The organism is Pseudomonas sp. HS6-2 (assembly GCF_049325675.2).
GTDB classification, from domain to species: Bacteria; Pseudomonadota; Gammaproteobacteria; order Pseudomonadales; family Pseudomonadaceae; genus Aquipseudomonas; species Aquipseudomonas putida_N.
This window is the reverse complement of sequence record NZ_CM143906.1, coordinates 1416326-1429958: the sequence shown is the minus strand read 5'-3', so window position 1 is coordinate 1429958 and position 13633 is coordinate 1416326. Positions and strand designations below refer to the sequence as shown.

17 protein-coding genes and 1 tRNA gene are annotated in these 13633 nt (G+C 61.5%); 1 reads left to right on the top strand and 17 read right to left on the bottom strand.

Annotation, left to right across the window (positions count from 1 at the left end; all coding sequences use genetic code 11):
- The first annotated feature begins 239 nt into the window (after positions 1-239).
- Positions 240-428 (top strand): bacteriocin, encoded by a 189-nt coding sequence (locus tag ACOKS3_RS06705; RefSeq protein WP_103446249.1) that lies wholly within the window; start codon positions 240-242, stop codon positions 426-428.
- A gap of 106 nt (positions 429-534) precedes the next feature.
- Here ACOKS3_RS06705 and ACOKS3_RS06700 read toward each other — a convergent pair.
- From ACOKS3_RS06700 to ACOKS3_RS06620, 17 genes are all read right to left on the bottom strand, one after another.
- Positions 535-610: transfer RNA gene (locus tag ACOKS3_RS06700), tRNA-Lys, on the bottom strand.
- Between the two features lie 61 nt (positions 611-671).
- Positions 672-1346, bottom strand: a complete 675-nt coding sequence (gene queC, locus ACOKS3_RS06695) for a 7-cyano-7-deazaguanine synthase QueC (RefSeq protein ID WP_103445272.1) — start codon at positions 1344-1346, stop codon at positions 672-674.
- A 16-nt stretch (positions 1347-1362) separates the two neighbouring features.
- Complete coding sequence (gene queE / locus ACOKS3_RS06690) at positions 1363-2010, bottom strand: 7-carboxy-7-deazaguanine synthase QueE (RefSeq protein WP_079229347.1); 648 nt, start codon at positions 2008-2010, stop codon at positions 1363-1365.
- Between the two features lie 159 nt (positions 2011-2169).
- Entirely contained in the window at positions 2170-2985 is an 816-nt protein-coding gene (ybgF, locus tag ACOKS3_RS06685) for a tol-pal system protein YbgF (RefSeq protein WP_103445273.1), read from the bottom strand.
- Positions 2986-2991: 6 nt separating this feature from the next.
- On the bottom strand, positions 2992-3489 hold the full coding sequence (gene pal, locus ACOKS3_RS06680; protein ID WP_023381906.1) for a peptidoglycan-associated lipoprotein Pal: 498 nt from the start codon (positions 3487-3489) through the stop codon (positions 2992-2994).
- A 55-nt stretch (positions 3490-3544) separates the two neighbouring features.
- The gene (gene tolB / locus ACOKS3_RS06675) at positions 3545-4825 is read right to left on the bottom strand and encodes a Tol-Pal system beta propeller repeat protein TolB (RefSeq protein ID WP_181004445.1); all 1281 of its coding nucleotides are present in this window, start codon (positions 4823-4825) and stop codon (positions 3545-3547) included.
- A gap of 17 nt (positions 4826-4842) precedes the next feature.
- Positions 4843-5919, bottom strand: a complete 1077-nt coding sequence (gene tolA, locus ACOKS3_RS06670; protein ID WP_159411721.1) for a cell envelope integrity protein TolA — start codon at positions 5917-5919, stop codon at positions 4843-4845.
- Complete coding sequence (gene tolR / locus ACOKS3_RS06665) at positions 5919-6371, bottom strand: protein TolR (RefSeq protein WP_008090221.1); 453 nt, start codon at positions 6369-6371, stop codon at positions 5919-5921. Before tolR ends, tolA begins: the two co-directional genes overlap by 1 nt.
- 14 nt (positions 6372-6385) lie before the next feature.
- Positions 6386-7081, bottom strand: coding sequence for a protein TolQ (gene tolQ, locus ACOKS3_RS06660; RefSeq protein ID WP_103445276.1), 696 nt, complete (start codon positions 7079-7081; stop codon positions 6386-6388).
- Between the two features lie 2 nt (positions 7082-7083).
- A complete protein-coding gene (gene ybgC / locus ACOKS3_RS06655) occupies positions 7084-7536 on the bottom strand; it encodes a tol-pal system-associated acyl-CoA thioesterase (protein ID WP_103445277.1) in 453 nt (150 codons plus the stop codon).
- A gap of 125 nt (positions 7537-7661) precedes the next feature.
- Positions 7662-8708, bottom strand: coding sequence for a Holliday junction branch migration DNA helicase RuvB (ruvB, locus tag ACOKS3_RS06650; protein ID WP_103445278.1), 1047 nt, complete (start codon positions 8706-8708; stop codon positions 7662-7664).
- Positions 8705-9322, bottom strand: coding sequence for a Holliday junction branch migration protein RuvA (ruvA, locus tag ACOKS3_RS06645; protein WP_027919956.1), 618 nt, complete (start codon positions 9320-9322; stop codon positions 8705-8707). Before ruvA ends, ruvB begins: the two co-directional genes overlap by 4 nt.
- 109 nt (positions 9323-9431) lie before the next feature.
- The gene (gene ruvC / locus ACOKS3_RS06640; protein WP_060510186.1) at positions 9432-9956 is read right to left on the bottom strand and encodes a crossover junction endodeoxyribonuclease RuvC; all 525 of its coding nucleotides are present in this window, start codon (positions 9954-9956) and stop codon (positions 9432-9434) included.
- 169 nt (positions 9957-10125) lie between these two features.
- Positions 10126-10872, bottom strand: a complete 747-nt coding sequence (locus ACOKS3_RS06635; RefSeq protein WP_103445279.1) for a YebC/PmpR family DNA-binding transcriptional regulator — start codon at positions 10870-10872, stop codon at positions 10126-10128.
- Positions 10873-10981: 109 nt separating this feature from the next.
- Positions 10982-12757, bottom strand: coding sequence for an aspartate--tRNA ligase (gene aspS / locus ACOKS3_RS06630; protein ID WP_027919959.1), 1776 nt, complete (start codon positions 12755-12757; stop codon positions 10982-10984).
- Positions 12758-12851: 94 nt separating this feature from the next.
- On the bottom strand, positions 12852-13073 hold the full coding sequence (locus ACOKS3_RS06625) for an FmdB family zinc ribbon protein (RefSeq protein WP_027919960.1): 222 nt from the start codon (positions 13071-13073) through the stop codon (positions 12852-12854).
- A 92-nt stretch (positions 13074-13165) separates the two neighbouring features.
- On the bottom strand, positions 13166-13492 hold the full coding sequence (locus ACOKS3_RS06620; protein ID WP_103445280.1) for a ribbon-helix-helix domain-containing protein: 327 nt from the start codon (positions 13490-13492) through the stop codon (positions 13166-13168).
- Positions 13493-13633: the final 141 nt, after the last annotated feature.

Genomic DNA, 13633 nt, shown 5'->3' with positions numbered 1-13633 from the left:
ACGAAGTCGCCCCGCAGCAAGTCCGGCTCCGGGCTAGGCCAGACTAAACAAGCCAGTCACACCGGGCACTAGTACAGATGCACTAGTGGTGTGCTCCGCGAGAACGGCATCACAGTATGGCAATAGGACATTAGGTCACCCGTCCTATTGCCCCAAGTGGCGACCACTTCACATGATTTGCCAGGCCCGGTAAATGCCTTGCCGGTGACGGAACAACTCAATTGGAAGAGGACTAATCCATGAATACCGAGCACGAAACCCTGCGCACACTCGACGATGACGAACTGGAACAGGTCAGTGGCGGCATCTCCGCTTTCGGCTATCACGCCGGTGCCAGCGTCGTTAACTATGGCCAAGGCCCAACCCTGCATGTGAGCTGGGGCAGCAACAACGGCAAGTACAACTTCTTCGAACTGAAGTTGTGCTGATTGGCCAGGCCCGCAGCCGTCGAGGTTGCGGCCTTTGTCGTTCATGAAGGCCGGGAACGACAAAGCCCGCGACCGTTGCCGGTTGCGGGCTCTGACTTATTGCATATGGTGGGTCGTGTAGGATTCGAACCTACGACCAATTGGTTAAAAGCCAACTGCTCTACCAACTGAGCTAACGACCCGTTGGATGGCGCGTATAATACTGATTTCTAACGGGAAATCAACACCTGAGGCAACCTTTTGTCAGAAGTAGCGAGTCGGGTCTTCTACACCGGCCGCCTTGAAACCATCGGCACGCAGGCGGCAACTGTCGCATTTGCCACAGGCCTGGCCTTCATCGTTGGCCTGATAGCAGGACACCGTCAGGCTGTAGTCCACGCCACGGGCAATACCCGCTCGCACGATCTGCGCCTTGCTCATGTTCTGCAGCGGCGCCTGGATCCGGAAACCCTGCCCTTCGACACCCGCCTTGGTGGCCAGGTTGGCCATGCGCTCGAACGCCTCGACGAACTCCGGGCGGCAATCCGGGTAACCGGAATAATCCACGGCATTGACGCCAATGAAGATGTCGCGCGCTTCCAGCACTTCCGCCCATCCCAGCGCCAGCGACAGGAACACGGTGTTGCGGGCGGGCACGTAGGTCACCGGAATGCCCTCGCCCGGGGTCTCTGGCACATCGATGCTGCTGTCGGTCAGGGCCGAGCCGCCGATACCATCGAGGTTGAGGCCAATGACCTTGTGCTCGACCACGCCCAGGTCACGGGCGACGCGGGCGGCGGCATTCAGCTCGGCGCGATGGCGCTGGCCATAGTCGAAGCTCATGGTGTAGCAGCTGTAGCCTTCGGCCTTGGCCATGGCCACGACCGTGGCCGAATCGAGGCCGCCAGACAGCAGGATTACTGCGCGTTTCTCAGTCATCTCTTTTACTCCTCAATCAACGTCCGGGTTCGTCGTTCCACAGCAGCTTGTGCAGCTGCATCTGGAAGCGTACGGGCAGGTTGTCGGCGACGATCCAGTCGGCCAGGTCAGTAGCGCTTACCTGGTGGTGGCTGGGCGAGAACAACACTTCGCCCGCACGTTCGGCCAGGTTGTACTGGATCAGCTTGGACACCGCCCAGTCGTAGTCCTCGCGGGAACAGATGACAAACTTGACCTGGTCGTTGCGGGTCAGCTGCTCGATGTTCTCGTAGCGATTGCGGTGCGACTCTTCCGACCCCGGGGTCTTGAGGTCGACCACACGGCTGACGCGCACATCGGTGCCCGAGATATCGAGGGCGCCGCTGGTTTCCAGCGAGACCTCGTAACCGGCATCGCACAGGCGCTGCAACAGCGGCAAGGCGTTCGGCTGGGCCAACGGCTCGCCGCCGGTGACGCAGACGTAACGGGGCTTGAAGCCGGCCACCTGCTCAAGGATCGAATCGAGGGTGCGAATGGTGCCGCCAGTGAAGGCGTAGGCACTGTCGCAGTACTGGCAGCGCAAGGGGCAACCGGTCAGGCGCACGAATACCGTGGGCAGCCCAGCCGTTCGTGTTTCACCCTGCAAAGAGTAAAAGACTTCGGTGATGCGTAATGTGTCTTGCATGCTCGCCACGGGCGTGACAGCTAAACAGGCTGTCCGCCTCCGTCAGGCACTGTCGCGGACTCGACATGGCGTTATCCGCTACAGCGTGTTTATAAAAAAAGGGCCGTGATTCTAACGAAAAAACCCGCGACAGGCGCGGGTTTCTTGCAAAGGTGCAACTTAGAGCTTCTGCAGGTCGCGTTGCGCCAGTTGCGCGGCGGAAGTGCCGGGGTACTGGGTGATGACCTGCTGCAGGATGCCCTTGACCTTGTCGGTGTGGCCCATGCGGCGCTCGACGTCAGCCAGTTTGTACAGCGAATCTGGCACCTTGCTGTGCTTGGGGTACTTCTGGCTGACCTGGGCGAAGGCCTGGCTGGCCGCTGGCAGGTCGCCCTTGGCCAGGTTCACCTCACCCAACCAGTACTGGGCGTTGCCGGCGTACTGGCTGTTCGGATACTTGCGCAGAAAGGCGTTGAACGCCTGGCTGGCCTTGTCGAAGTCCTTTTGCTTGATCTGGTCGAAAGCGGCGTCGTAGTAGAGCTTTTCTTTCGCCGGATCACCGGGCTCGCTGCTGGCGGCCGGTTGCTGTGCAGCGGCACCAGCGGCGCCTGCTGCTGCACCGACGGCGGCATTGGATGCACCACCGGTGGAAGAATTATCGGGGGTCGCGGCAGGCGCGCCACCGCTGTTGATGCGACGATCAAGATCCTGGTAACGCTCCAGGTTTTCCTGCTTCATGCGCGACACATCGTTCTGCAGCTCTTCGATGATGCCTTGCTGACGGGAAAGTTGATCCTGCATCTGTTGCAGCTGCATGAACAGCTGGCCCTGTGCCGAGGCAGGGGTCGAAGCCCCTGCGCCGGCATAGGCGCCGCTCGTGCCATAACCGGAAGGTGGGTAAGCACCCCCGTTGTCATCAACTACAGGAACCGCAGCCCACGCCGAAAGCGGCAGGCTGAGTGCGAGGACGGTTACAGCACGACGGCACATACGCATAAGAACTTACTTACGCAGTTCTACGCGACGGTTCTGAGCCCAGGACTGCTCGTCGTTGCCAGTGGCAACTGGACGCTCTTCGCCGTAGGAGACCAGTTCCAGCTGAGCAGGGGAAACGCCCTGCAGAACCAGGTAGCGCTGAACGGCTTTCGCACGACGCTCACCCAGAGCCATGTTGTACTCGCGGGTGCCGCGCTCGTCGGTGTTACCTTCCAGGACAACGCGGTTGCCGTTGGCTTTCAGGTCCTTGGCGTGAACGTCCAGAGCGCGCATGGCTTCTGGCTTCAGGTCCGAGCTGTCGTATTCGAAGTAGAAGGTGGTGATTGCGCGCAGGGCGGCTTCTTCGCTCAGGGAACCGTCAACAGCGCCAGTGTTGGCACCGTAGCCAGCGTTCGGGTCAACAGCGCCTTCACCAGCGTTGTCACCGCCTTTCGAGGAGCAACCTACAGCTACGGCCATGGCCAGAGCCAGCGCAGCAAATTTACCAAACTTCAGCATTTCCATCGTGAAACTCCTAATGAAACCCCAGTGTGTTAAGCAAAAACGTATTACGCCGCAATCAGTTCAGGTAAGGGGACCAGGACGGTTCTCTGACTTCGCCTTGAGCGGTAGGAAGTGGGAGCCTCACACGGCCGTTAAGCGACACGAGCATCAAGACTCCCCGGCCCTGCTGGCGGGTGGCGTAGATTAGCATGGTGCCGTTAGGCGCAACAGTGGGCGACTCATCAAGACTCGTTTCCGAGAGAATCTTTACACTTCCGCGTTGCAAGTCCTGTGCCGCCACCTTGAAGTTGGTGAAGCCCTGCTGACGATGGATCATGACCAGGGTCTTTTCGTCCGCCGACAGTTTCGGGTTGGCGTTGTAGTTACCCACGAATGTCACCCGCTCGGCACCACCACCACTGACCGACTGCTTGTAGATCTGCGGCTTGCCGCCACGGTCAGAGGTGAAGTACAGGGTGTTGCCATCCTTGCCCCAGAACGGTTCGGTGTTGATGCCGGGGCCGGCGGTAACACGGCTGATCTGGCGCGAAGCCACGTTCATCACGTAGATGTCCGGGTTGCCGTCCTTGGACAGCACGAACGCCAGGCGCGAACCATCAGGCGACCAGGCTGGTGCGCCATTCAGGCCTTCGAAGTTGGTCACCTGCTCGCGGCGGCCAGTATCGATGTTCTGGATGAAGATTCGCGGGCGCTTCTGCTCGAACGAAACATAGGCGATACGCTTGCCATCCGGCGCGAAGCGTGGCGACAGGATCGGCTCACGCGACTGCAACAGGGTCACCGCACGGGCGCCGTCGTAGTCCGAACGCTGCAGGGTGTAACGGGTGTTGTTGACCGAGAAGCGCTCGGCAGTCACGTACAGCATGCGGGTAGAGAACGCACCCTTGATACCGGTGAGCTTCTCGAACGACTGGTCGGCAATGTAGTGCGCCATGTCACGCAGCTGGTCGGTGCTGCCCGCCACGCTACCGGTCAGCACTTGCTGCTCGGTGGCGACGTTGAACAGCGCGTACTGCACCTGCAGGCGACCGCCCGATGGCACGATGCTGCCTACCATCACGTACTGGGCACCCAGCGCTTTCCAGTCACGGAAGATGACTTCGCTGGCCTGGGTAGGCTGGCTGATCATGTTCTGACGCGGAATCGGCGAGTAGTAGCCCGAGTTGCGCAGGTCGTTGCCGATGATGTCGGCCATGTCTTCTGGCAGCACACTGCCACCCTGCAGACCGAACGGCACTACCGCGATGGGCGTGGCCCGATCGCTGCCGCTGGTGACCAGGATGTTCTTTTCCTCTGCCATGGCCATGCCAGCCACGCAGCAGAGCATGACCAGCATTCCTCGAAGGAGTTTAATCACAACGCTAGATCCTCAGGAGTAAATGTCATCTTGAACGAACGATAACGATTGAAATCGCTCGGCTTCATACCCTGCATCTCGGTCAGACGACCGATATTCTTCACTGCCGCCACCGCCGAACTGTCGAACGGACCATCGCCACTGGACTTGATCACGCTGACACCGGTAACGGTGCCGTCCGGCAACATGTTGACCTGCAGGGTCACCGTCATGCCCTTACGCGCGGAAGGCGGACGTGCCCAGCCCTCGGCCGCGCGCATGCGGATCAGGTCGTCGAAGTCGCCGGCCACCTGGTCACCCTGCTCATCAGCCAGAGCCTGCTGCCGCTCGGTGGTGTCGGACAACAGCTCGGCCAGGGCCTGTGCTTTCTTGTCTTCCGCCGACTTGCGGGCCGCTTCCTGTGCCTTCTTCTTCTGAGCATCTGCAGCGGCCTTTTTCTTGGCCTCTTCAGCTGCCTTCTTCTTCGCGTCCTCGGCCGCCGCTTTCTTCTTGGCGTCCTCGGCTGCTTTCTTCTTCGCGTCCTCGGCGGCCTGCTTTTTGGCCTCCTCGGCTGCTTTTTTCTTGGCTTCTTCCTCAGCCTGCTTCTTCGCCTCTTCCTCGGCCTTCTTCTTGGCGATGTCAGCCTGCTGCTTCTCGGCGGCCTTCTTCGCCTCTTCGGCTTTCTTGGACTCGGCGGCTTTCTTGGCTTCGGCAGCTTTCGCAGCTTCCTCGGCCTTCTTGGCTTCGGCGGCTTCGCGTGCTTCTTCAGCCTTTTGAGCGGCGTCGGCTTTCTTTTGTTCCGCGGCCTTGATGGCCTCCTGCTCGACCTTTTTCTGCTCCAACTGCTCGACTTCGGTCTGGCGCGAGGCGGTTTTCTTCGCTTCCCCGGCAATCTTCTGATTGGTCTGGGTCGTCGCCTGGCTCTTGGACTTGAGCTGATACAGGGTAGCCTGAACGATCGGCTTGGAAGGCGGCAGTTCAGGCGTCATGGCAAAGCTGACGAACAGCAGGGCGAACACCAGCACATGCAGGCCGATGGCCCAGACACTGGGCCAGAAGTAGCTTTCCGAGGCGGATGGCTCTCGCTGTTGCATCAGGGCGCCTCGGTAATCAGGCCAACGTTACCGACACCGGCCTTCTGCAACCCGCCCATGGCGCCCATGACGGCGCCGTAGTCGACAGCCTTGTCGCCACGAATGAAGACCTGGGTCTGCTTGCCCTGGTCGCGACCGGCGGCAATGATCTTGGTCACTGCGCTGGTCATGTCCGGCAAGGTCATGGCCTTGTCCATCTGCTTGTCGGTGTCGACTTCGCTGCCGAGGTTCCAGTAGTAGGTCTTGTCGGCCTTGATGGAGATGGTGAGGATCTGGACGTTGTTGTCCTGCGGCAAGGCTTCGCTGGAAACCTTGGGCAGGTCGACCTTCACGCCCTGGTTGAGCATGGGCGCCGTCACCATGAAGATGACCAGCAGCACCAGCATCACGTCGATGTAGGGCACCACGTTCATCTCGGCGACGGGCTTGCGTTTGTGGCGAACTCGGGCCATGGGCTTCTACCTGATTACTCTTCGCTGGTGTGCACTTTGCGGTGCAGGATCGCCTGGAACTCGTCGGCGAAGGTGTAGTAACGGCCGATCAGCACTTCGCTGCGCGCCGCGAAACGGTTGTAGGCGATGACCGCCGGAATGGCCGCGAACAGGCCGATGGCAGTGGCGACCAGCGCTTCGGCGATACCCGGGGCCACGGTGGCCAGGGTGGCCTGCTGGGCACTGGCCAGGCCGCGGAACGAGTTCATGATGCCCCACACGGTGCCGAACAGGCCGATGTAAGGGCTGGTCGAACCGACGGTGGCGAGGAACGGCAGGCTCTGCTCGAGCTTTTCTTCTTCACGGGAGATGGCCACGCGCATGGCACGCGAAACACCTTCCATCACCGCGTCCGGGTCAACGCCCTGCTGCTGGCGCAGACGCGAGAACTCCTTGAAGCCGGCACGGAAGACCTGCTCCACACCGGAATCCGGGTCCGGGTTGCTGCCTGCCTGACGATACAGCTTGGACAGGTCGATGCCCGACCAGAAGCGCTCCTCGAAGGCATCCAGCGCACGACGACCGGCGCGCAGCATGGTGCTGCGCTGGAAGATCATGATCCATGAGGTGACCGAGGCGGCCACCAGGGTCAGCATTACCAGCTGTACCACCACGCTGGCATTGCTGACCAGACTCCACATGGAGGTATGGTCGACGACGTTAGCTTCCACGCTTATTCTCCTGCGTTCGATTGATTACCCGAGCCGTCCGCCACAAAGGCGTCGCGCAGCTGGGGGGGTATGGCTCGGGGTTTGAAAGTGTCGGCGCGCACGGCGGCCACCAGGAACTGCCCTTCGCAGAGCAGCGTTTCATCTTTTTCCCGCCAGACCTGCTGCACGAAGCGCAGGCTGGCGCGATTGAGTTCAAGTACTTGCGCTGTGACCCTCAGCTCGTCGTCCAGGCGTGCCGGCGCGTGATAGCGGGCTTCGCTGGAATGAACCACGAACAGCAGGTTGTCCTCGGCCAACTGCGCCTGGGAAAAACCCAGATGCCGCAGGCGCTCGGTGCGCGCGCGCTCCATGAATTTCAGGTAATTGACGTAATACACCACGCCACCGGCATCGGTATCCTCGTAATAGACGCGACAACGGTGTGCGAACGGTTCCAGGCCATTTTGCGCGCGCATACTCTAGTGCTTACTCCTCAGCTTGCCAATCCGCTGCGGCAACTGTTTTTTCTTCATTAATGTCGAATTGCCAGCGCGCCATCGGCATGCCAGCGGTAGGACCACGAAAAGCCGGTTTTGATCTGTCATTCATCGCCTGGTTCGGAAAATTCCCCTGCGCCTCCCAGGCTGCCAGGCACATTCAAGCCAAAGTGCAGGTAGGCGTGCCGGGTCACCACACGGCCGCGAGGCGTGCGCATTATGTACCCCTGCTGAATCAGGTAGGGCTCGAGCACATCCTCGATGGTGTGGCGCTCCTCACTGATGGCTGCAGCCAGGTTGTCCACGCCCACCGGGCCACCGTCGAACTTTTCGATCATGGTCAGCAGCAGGCGGCGGTCGGAATGGTCGAAACCGCGCTCGTCGACGTCCAGCAGGTTCAGCGCCATGTCGGCCACGGCCTTGGTGATCTGGCCCTTGCCACGCACCTCGGCATAGTCGCGCACGCGGCGCAGCAGGCGGTTGGCAATACGTGGCGTGCCGCGGGCGCGCCGGGCGATCTCGTAAGCGCCGTGATCCTCGATGGCCAGGCCAAGAATGTTGGCCGAGCGGCTGACGATGGTCGCCAGGTCCTTGTCGCTGTAGAACTCCAGGCGCTGGACGATACCGAAGCGGTCACGCAACGGGTTGGTGAGCATGCCGGCGCGGGTGGTGGCGCCAACCAGGGTGAACGGCGGCAGGTCGAGCTTGATCGAACGGGCTGCGGGGCCTTCGCCGATCATGATGTCGAGCTGGAAGTCCTCCATCGCCGGATACAGCACTTCCTCGACCACCGGTGACAGGCGGTGAATTTCATCGATGAACAGCACATCGTGCGGTTCGAGGTTGGTCAGCATCGCCGCCAGGTCGCCCGGCCGTTCGAGGATCGGGCCCGAGGTGCTCTTGACCGACACGCCCATCTCCTGGGCGATGATATTGGCCAGGGTGGTCTTGCCCAGCCCGGGAGGACCGAAGATCAGCGTGTGATCGAGCGACTCGCCGCGCCCGCGTGCCGCCTGGATGAACAGCGCCATCTGCTCGCGCACTACCGGCTGGCCGATGTACTCGTCCAGGCGCAGCGGGCGGATCGCACGGTCCTGGACTTCTTCTCGGTCGCGGCCACTGGCGGCAATCAGGCGGTCGGCTTCGATCACTTGGTAATCATCCCTTTAAGGCTGCGACGAATGAGTTCTTCGCTGCTCAGGCCGGCCTTGTCCTTGATAGCGGCGATGGCCTTGCTCGCTTCCTGCGGCTTGTAGCCCAGGGACACCAGGGCGCTGACTGCGTCGGCCTCGGCAGACGACTCGCTGGCCACCGGCAGCGGGCCATCGGAGACCAGGGTGAACATGGCCGGTGAGGTTTCCCAGGCCTTGAAGCGGTCCTTCAGCTCGACCAGCAGGCGCTCGGCGGTTTTCTTGCCGACACCAGGCACGCGCACCAGCACCGAGGCATCCTGCGCCTGCACGCAGCGCACCAGTTCGTCCACTTCCAGGCCGGACATCAGCGCCAGCGCCAGCTTGGGGCCCACGCCATTCAGGCGGATCAGTTCGCGGAACAGCTCACGCTCGCGCTTTTCAGCAAACCCGTAGAGCAGGTGAGCGTCTTCGCGCACCACCAGGTGGGTATGCACGGTCACCGGCTCGCCAACCTTGGGCAGGCGGTACAGGGTAGTCATCGGCACCTCCAGCTCGTAGCCCACGCCGTTGACGTCGATAATCAGGTGCGGCGGCTGTTTTTCCGCCAGGGTGCCGCGCAAACGTCCAATCACGTTCCGATCCTTTCTCTCGGGGAGCCGGTCGAAGACCGCTCAACCCTATCAGCAAATGCACCGGGTGAACGTTTCACCCGAACAAAATGTGTATCAGCGCATGAAGCGCTTAAAGACGCAAGCGCCCGCCGCGTCGCCGCGCCGTGGCCAGGCCGTGAGGCACCAAGCTGGAGCGGGTATGGGCATGGCACAGGGCGATGGCCAGGGCGTCGGAGGCGTCGATTTGCGGCTTCTGGGTCAGCTTGAGCAGATGCATGACCATCAGCATCACCTGTTCTTTATTTGCCCCGCCGCTGCCGGCGACGGCCTGCTTGACCTGACTGGCGCTGTATTCGGCGATTTCCAGGCCGGCTTCAGCGGCAGCAACGATAGCTGCACCGCGAGCCTGGCCCAGCTTGAGCGCAGAATCGGCGTTGCGTGCCATGAACACCCGCTCGATGCCCATGGTCACCGGACCGTGCTGGGCGATGATCTCGCTGACGCCGCGAAAAACAATCTGCAACCGCTCAGGCAGCTCGCCGCTGCCGGTACGGATGCAGCCCGACGCCACGTACTCGCAACCACGGGCGGTCTGGCGGACCACACCATAGCCGGTGATGCGCGAGCCGGGGTCGATACCAAGAATCAGAGTCATAGCGCCCGTTAATTAGAAGTAGCATTTGTGCAAGCAGTACCGGCCCCTTCGCGGGACAAGCCCGCTCCTACAGGTATTGCACACATCCTGTAGGAGCGGGCTTGTCCCGCGAAGGGGCCGGCACATGCACAGCAAAACTCAAAGCCCCGACAAAATTGATCAGAAGACCTTAGCCGAGTTTTTCCATGATCTCGTCGGAGATCTGCGCATTGGAGTAGACGTTCTGCACGTCGTCCAGGTCTTCGAGCATGTCGATCAGCTTGAGCACCTTCTCGGCGCCCTCCTGGTCCAGTTCGGCGCTGGTGGTCGGCTGCATGACGATTTCCGCGTCGGCGGCCTTGAAGCCCGCCTCTTCCAGCGCGTTACGCACGGCGTAGAAGCTATTGAACGAGGTGAACACCTCGAACGAACCATCGTCGTTGGCCACCACGTCGTCGGCATCGGCCTCCATCGCAGCTTCCATCAAGGCATCTTCATCGACGCCCGGGGCGAAGCTGATCTGGCCCTTGCGTTCGAACAGATAGGCCACCGAGCCGTCGGTGCCGAGGTTGCCGCCACACTTGGTGAAGGCATGGCGCACGGCGGCGGCGGTCCGGTTGCGGTTGTCGGTCATGGCCTCGACCATGATCGCCACGCCACCCGGGCCATAGCCTTCGTAGCTGAGCTCTTCGACGTTGTCGCTTTCGTTGGTGCCAGCACCACGGGCCACGGCGCGATCGATGATGTCACGGCTCATGTTAGCGCCCAGGGCCTTGTCCAACGCCAGGCGCAGGCGCGGGTTGGAGCCTGGGTCGGCACCACCCTGCTTGGCCGCGACAGTCAGTTCACGGATCCACTTGGTGAAGATCTTGCCTCTCTTGGCATCCTGGCGCTCTTTGCGGTGCTTGATGTTCGCCCACTTGGAATGACCAGCCATAACGACTCCGAATCCTTGAAACAGAAACAGGTTCCGCCCCGAAGGGCGGAACGTGGGAATACTGCGCCGAAGCGCCGAGGCGCACCCGCCAGGATGCGCCCGGGGCCGATTACTCGACCTTGGTCTGCTCGCGCAGACGGATGTGCAGCTCGCGCAGGGCCTTGGCATCGACCATGCCAGGGGCCTGGGTCATGACGCACGCGGCGCTCTGGGTTTTCGGGAAAGCGATCACTTCACGGATCGACTGGGCGCCGGTCATCAGCATGACCAGACGGTCCAGGCCGAAGGCCAGGCCACCGTGAGGCGGTGCACCGAACTTCAGGGCGTCGAGCAGGAAGCCGAACTTCTCTTCCTGTTCTTCTGCCTCGATGCCCAGCAGACGGAATACCGCTTGCTGCATCTCTTTGCGGTGGATACGAATCGAACCGCCACCCAGTTCGGTACCGTTCAGGACCATGTCGTAGGCACGGGACAGCGCGGTGGCCGGGTTGGCCTCGAGCTCTTCCGGGGTGCACTTCGGCGCGGTGAACGGGTGGTGCAGCGCGGTGAAGCTGCCGTCTTCGTTTTCTTCGAACATCGGGAAATCGACGACCCACATCGGCGCCCACTCGCAGGTCAGCAGCTCGAAGTCGTGACCCAGACGGATACGTAGCGCGCCCAGGGCCTCACTGACGACCTTGAACTTGTCGGCACCGAAGAACACGATGTCACCATCGACAGCGCCAACGCGGTCGAGGATGTTGTTGAGGTTGGCCTCAGGGATGTTCTTGACGATCGGCGACTGCAGGCCTTCGACGCCTTTGGCGCGCTCGTTGACCTTGATGTAGGCCAGGCCCTTGGCACCGTAGATGCCGACGAACTTGGTGTACTCGTCGATCTTGCTGCGTGGCATGCTGGCGCCGCCTGGCAGGCGCAGGGCGGTGACGCGGCACTTCGGATCGTTGGCCGGGCCGGCGAAGACCTTGAAGTCAACATCCTTCAGCTGGTCGGCAACGTCGACCAGTTCCAGGGGGATACGCAGGTCAGGCTTGTCGGAGCCGTAGCGGCGCATGGCCTCTTCGAAGGTCATGTGCGGGAATTCGCCGAATTCCAGGTCCAGCACTTCCTTGAACAGCTTGCGGATCATGCTCTCGGTGAGGCCCATGATCTCGGCTTCGTCGAGGAAGCTGGTCTCGATGTCGATCTGGGTGAATTCCGGCTGGCGGTCAGCACGCAGGTCTTCATCGCGGAAGCACTTGGCGATCTGGTAGTAGCGGTCGAAACCGGCAACCATCAGCAGCTGCTTGAACAGCTGAGGCGACTGCGGCAAGGCGAAGAAGCTGCCCGCGTGGGTACGGCTCGGCACCAGGTAGTCACGCGCGCCTTCTGGAGTGGCACGGGTGAGGATCGGGGTTTCGACGTCAAGGAAGCCGTTTTCATCGAGGAAACGACGGATGCTGCTGGTGATGCGCGAACGCAGGCGCAGCTTGTCGGCCATTTCTGGGCGACGCAGGTCGATGAAGCGGTAGCGCAGGCGGGTTTCCTCGCCGACATCGGAGTACTCGTTCAGCGGGAACGGTGGGGTTTCCGCTTCGTTCAGCACGTTCAGCTGGTAGCCGAGGATCTCGATGGCACCGGACGCCATGTTGGCGTTCACTGCGCCGTCCGGGCGCTTGCGCACCTTGCCGGTGATCTGCACGACGTACTCGCTGCGCACGCGGTCAGCGGCGGCGAAGGTTTCGGCGCGATCCGGATCGAACACGACCTGGGCCATGCCTTCGCGGTCACGGATGTCGAGGAAGATCACCCCGCCGTGGTCGCGGCGACGATGGACCCAGCCGCAAAGGGTGACTTCCTGGCCGTCCAGGCTCTCGTTCAGTTGGCCGCAATAATGGCTGCGCATCATGATGGTGGTTTCGCTTCTCGTGATTCGTGTATTCGTTGGAGGCCTTGGCCGCCCGGAGGGCTAATACTGCAAGACCCGGCTACTGCAATTCAACTCAGTCGGCCTTGTCGCCGCCTGCCAGGTTCTTTTTCGCCCCGGTCTTGAAGTCGGTTTCGTACCAGCCATTGCCACTCAGGCGAAAACCGGGGACCGACAGCAATTTTTTCAATGCCGGCGCCTGACAGGCCGGGCAGTCGGTCAGCGGCGCGGCGCTGATCTTCTGCAGCGCCTCCATCCGGTGATCGCAGGAAGCACATTGATAGTCATAAAGGGGCATGAACGTCTCTCGTCAACCACAACGCTGGCTGCCGGGGCAGCAAAAAGCGGGATTATATATGGTTAACCGACACTGCGCAGCCCGCCGGGCGATCAGCGTGCACTCGGCGGATCACGCAACCAGGCGACACAGATCACCCGGATCAGCCCGCTGAAGTTGCGCACCCCACCCTGACGCAAGTGCACTTCGCGATCGACATAGGAGAGCACGGCACTGACCGAGCACTGGTTCGCTGCAGCGATCTGCTCGAGGATACCCCAATACACCGCCTCCAGGCGCAAGCAGGTGGAAAAACCATTCAATCGCACCGAACGCGAGACAGGTTGAGTCTGCAACATGTCGAAGTCGGTCTTGAATGGGTCGATGCACTGCTTGCCAGGCCAGTGCCCCGCCCTCACCGCACGCTTGATTGCTTGCATCGCGCCACTTCCTCAGTTCATTCAACTGGGGCTCAATGAAGCGCTGAGCGAGGCGCCCAAAGCAGCGGCAAAGTCTTCCCGCACAAACGAAAGGGCCCGACTGAAGCGGATTCAGTCGGGCCTACGGACAAGTCCTACAGT

Excerpts from the sequence above, each read along its gene's own strand:
- tolR (WP_008090221.1), bottom strand. The coding sequence starts at position 6,371 with ATGGCCCGAGTTCGCCACAAACGCAAGCCCGTCGCCGAGATGAACGTG.
- aspS (WP_027919959.1), bottom strand. The coding sequence starts at position 12,757 with ATGATGCGCAGCCATTATTGCGGCCAACTGAACGAGAGCCTGGACGGC.
- ybgF (WP_103445273.1), bottom strand. The coding sequence starts at position 2,985 with ATGCGTATGTGCCGTCGTGCTGTAACCGTCCTCGCACTCAGCCTGCCG.
- ACOKS3_RS06620 (WP_103445280.1), bottom strand. The coding sequence starts at position 13,492 with ATGCAAGCAATCAAGCGTGCGGTGAGGGCGGGGCACTGGCCTGGCAAG.
- queE (WP_079229347.1), bottom strand. The coding sequence starts at position 2,010 with ATGCAAGACACATTACGCATCACCGAAGTCTTTTACTCTTTGCAGGGT.
- ACOKS3_RS06625 (WP_027919960.1), bottom strand. The coding sequence starts at position 13,073 with ATGCCCCTTTATGACTATCAATGTGCTTCCTGCGATCACCGGATGGAG.
- tolB (WP_181004445.1), bottom strand. The coding sequence starts at position 4,825 with ATGCTGGTCATGCTCTGCTGCGTGGCTGGCATGGCCATGGCAGAGGAA.
- ACOKS3_RS06705 (WP_103446249.1), top strand. The coding sequence starts at position 240 with ATGAATACCGAGCACGAAACCCTGCGCACACTCGACGATGACGAACTG.
- ACOKS3_RS06635 (WP_103445279.1), bottom strand. The coding sequence starts at position 10,872 with ATGGCTGGTCATTCCAAGTGGGCGAACATCAAGCACCGCAAAGAGCGC.
- ruvC (WP_060510186.1), bottom strand. The coding sequence starts at position 9,956 with ATGACTCTGATTCTTGGTATCGACCCCGGCTCGCGCATCACCGGCTAT.
- pal (WP_023381906.1), bottom strand. The coding sequence starts at position 3,489 with ATGGAAATGCTGAAGTTTGGTAAATTTGCTGCGCTGGCTCTGGCCATG.
- queC (WP_103445272.1), bottom strand. The coding sequence starts at position 1,346 with ATGACTGAGAAACGCGCAGTAATCCTGCTGTCTGGCGGCCTCGATTCG.
- tolA (WP_159411721.1), bottom strand. The coding sequence starts at position 5,919 with ATGCAACAGCGAGAGCCATCCGCCTCGGAAAGCTACTTCTGGCCCAGT.
- ybgC (WP_103445277.1), bottom strand. The coding sequence starts at position 7,536 with ATGCGCGCGCAAAATGGCCTGGAACCGTTCGCACACCGTTGTCGCGTC.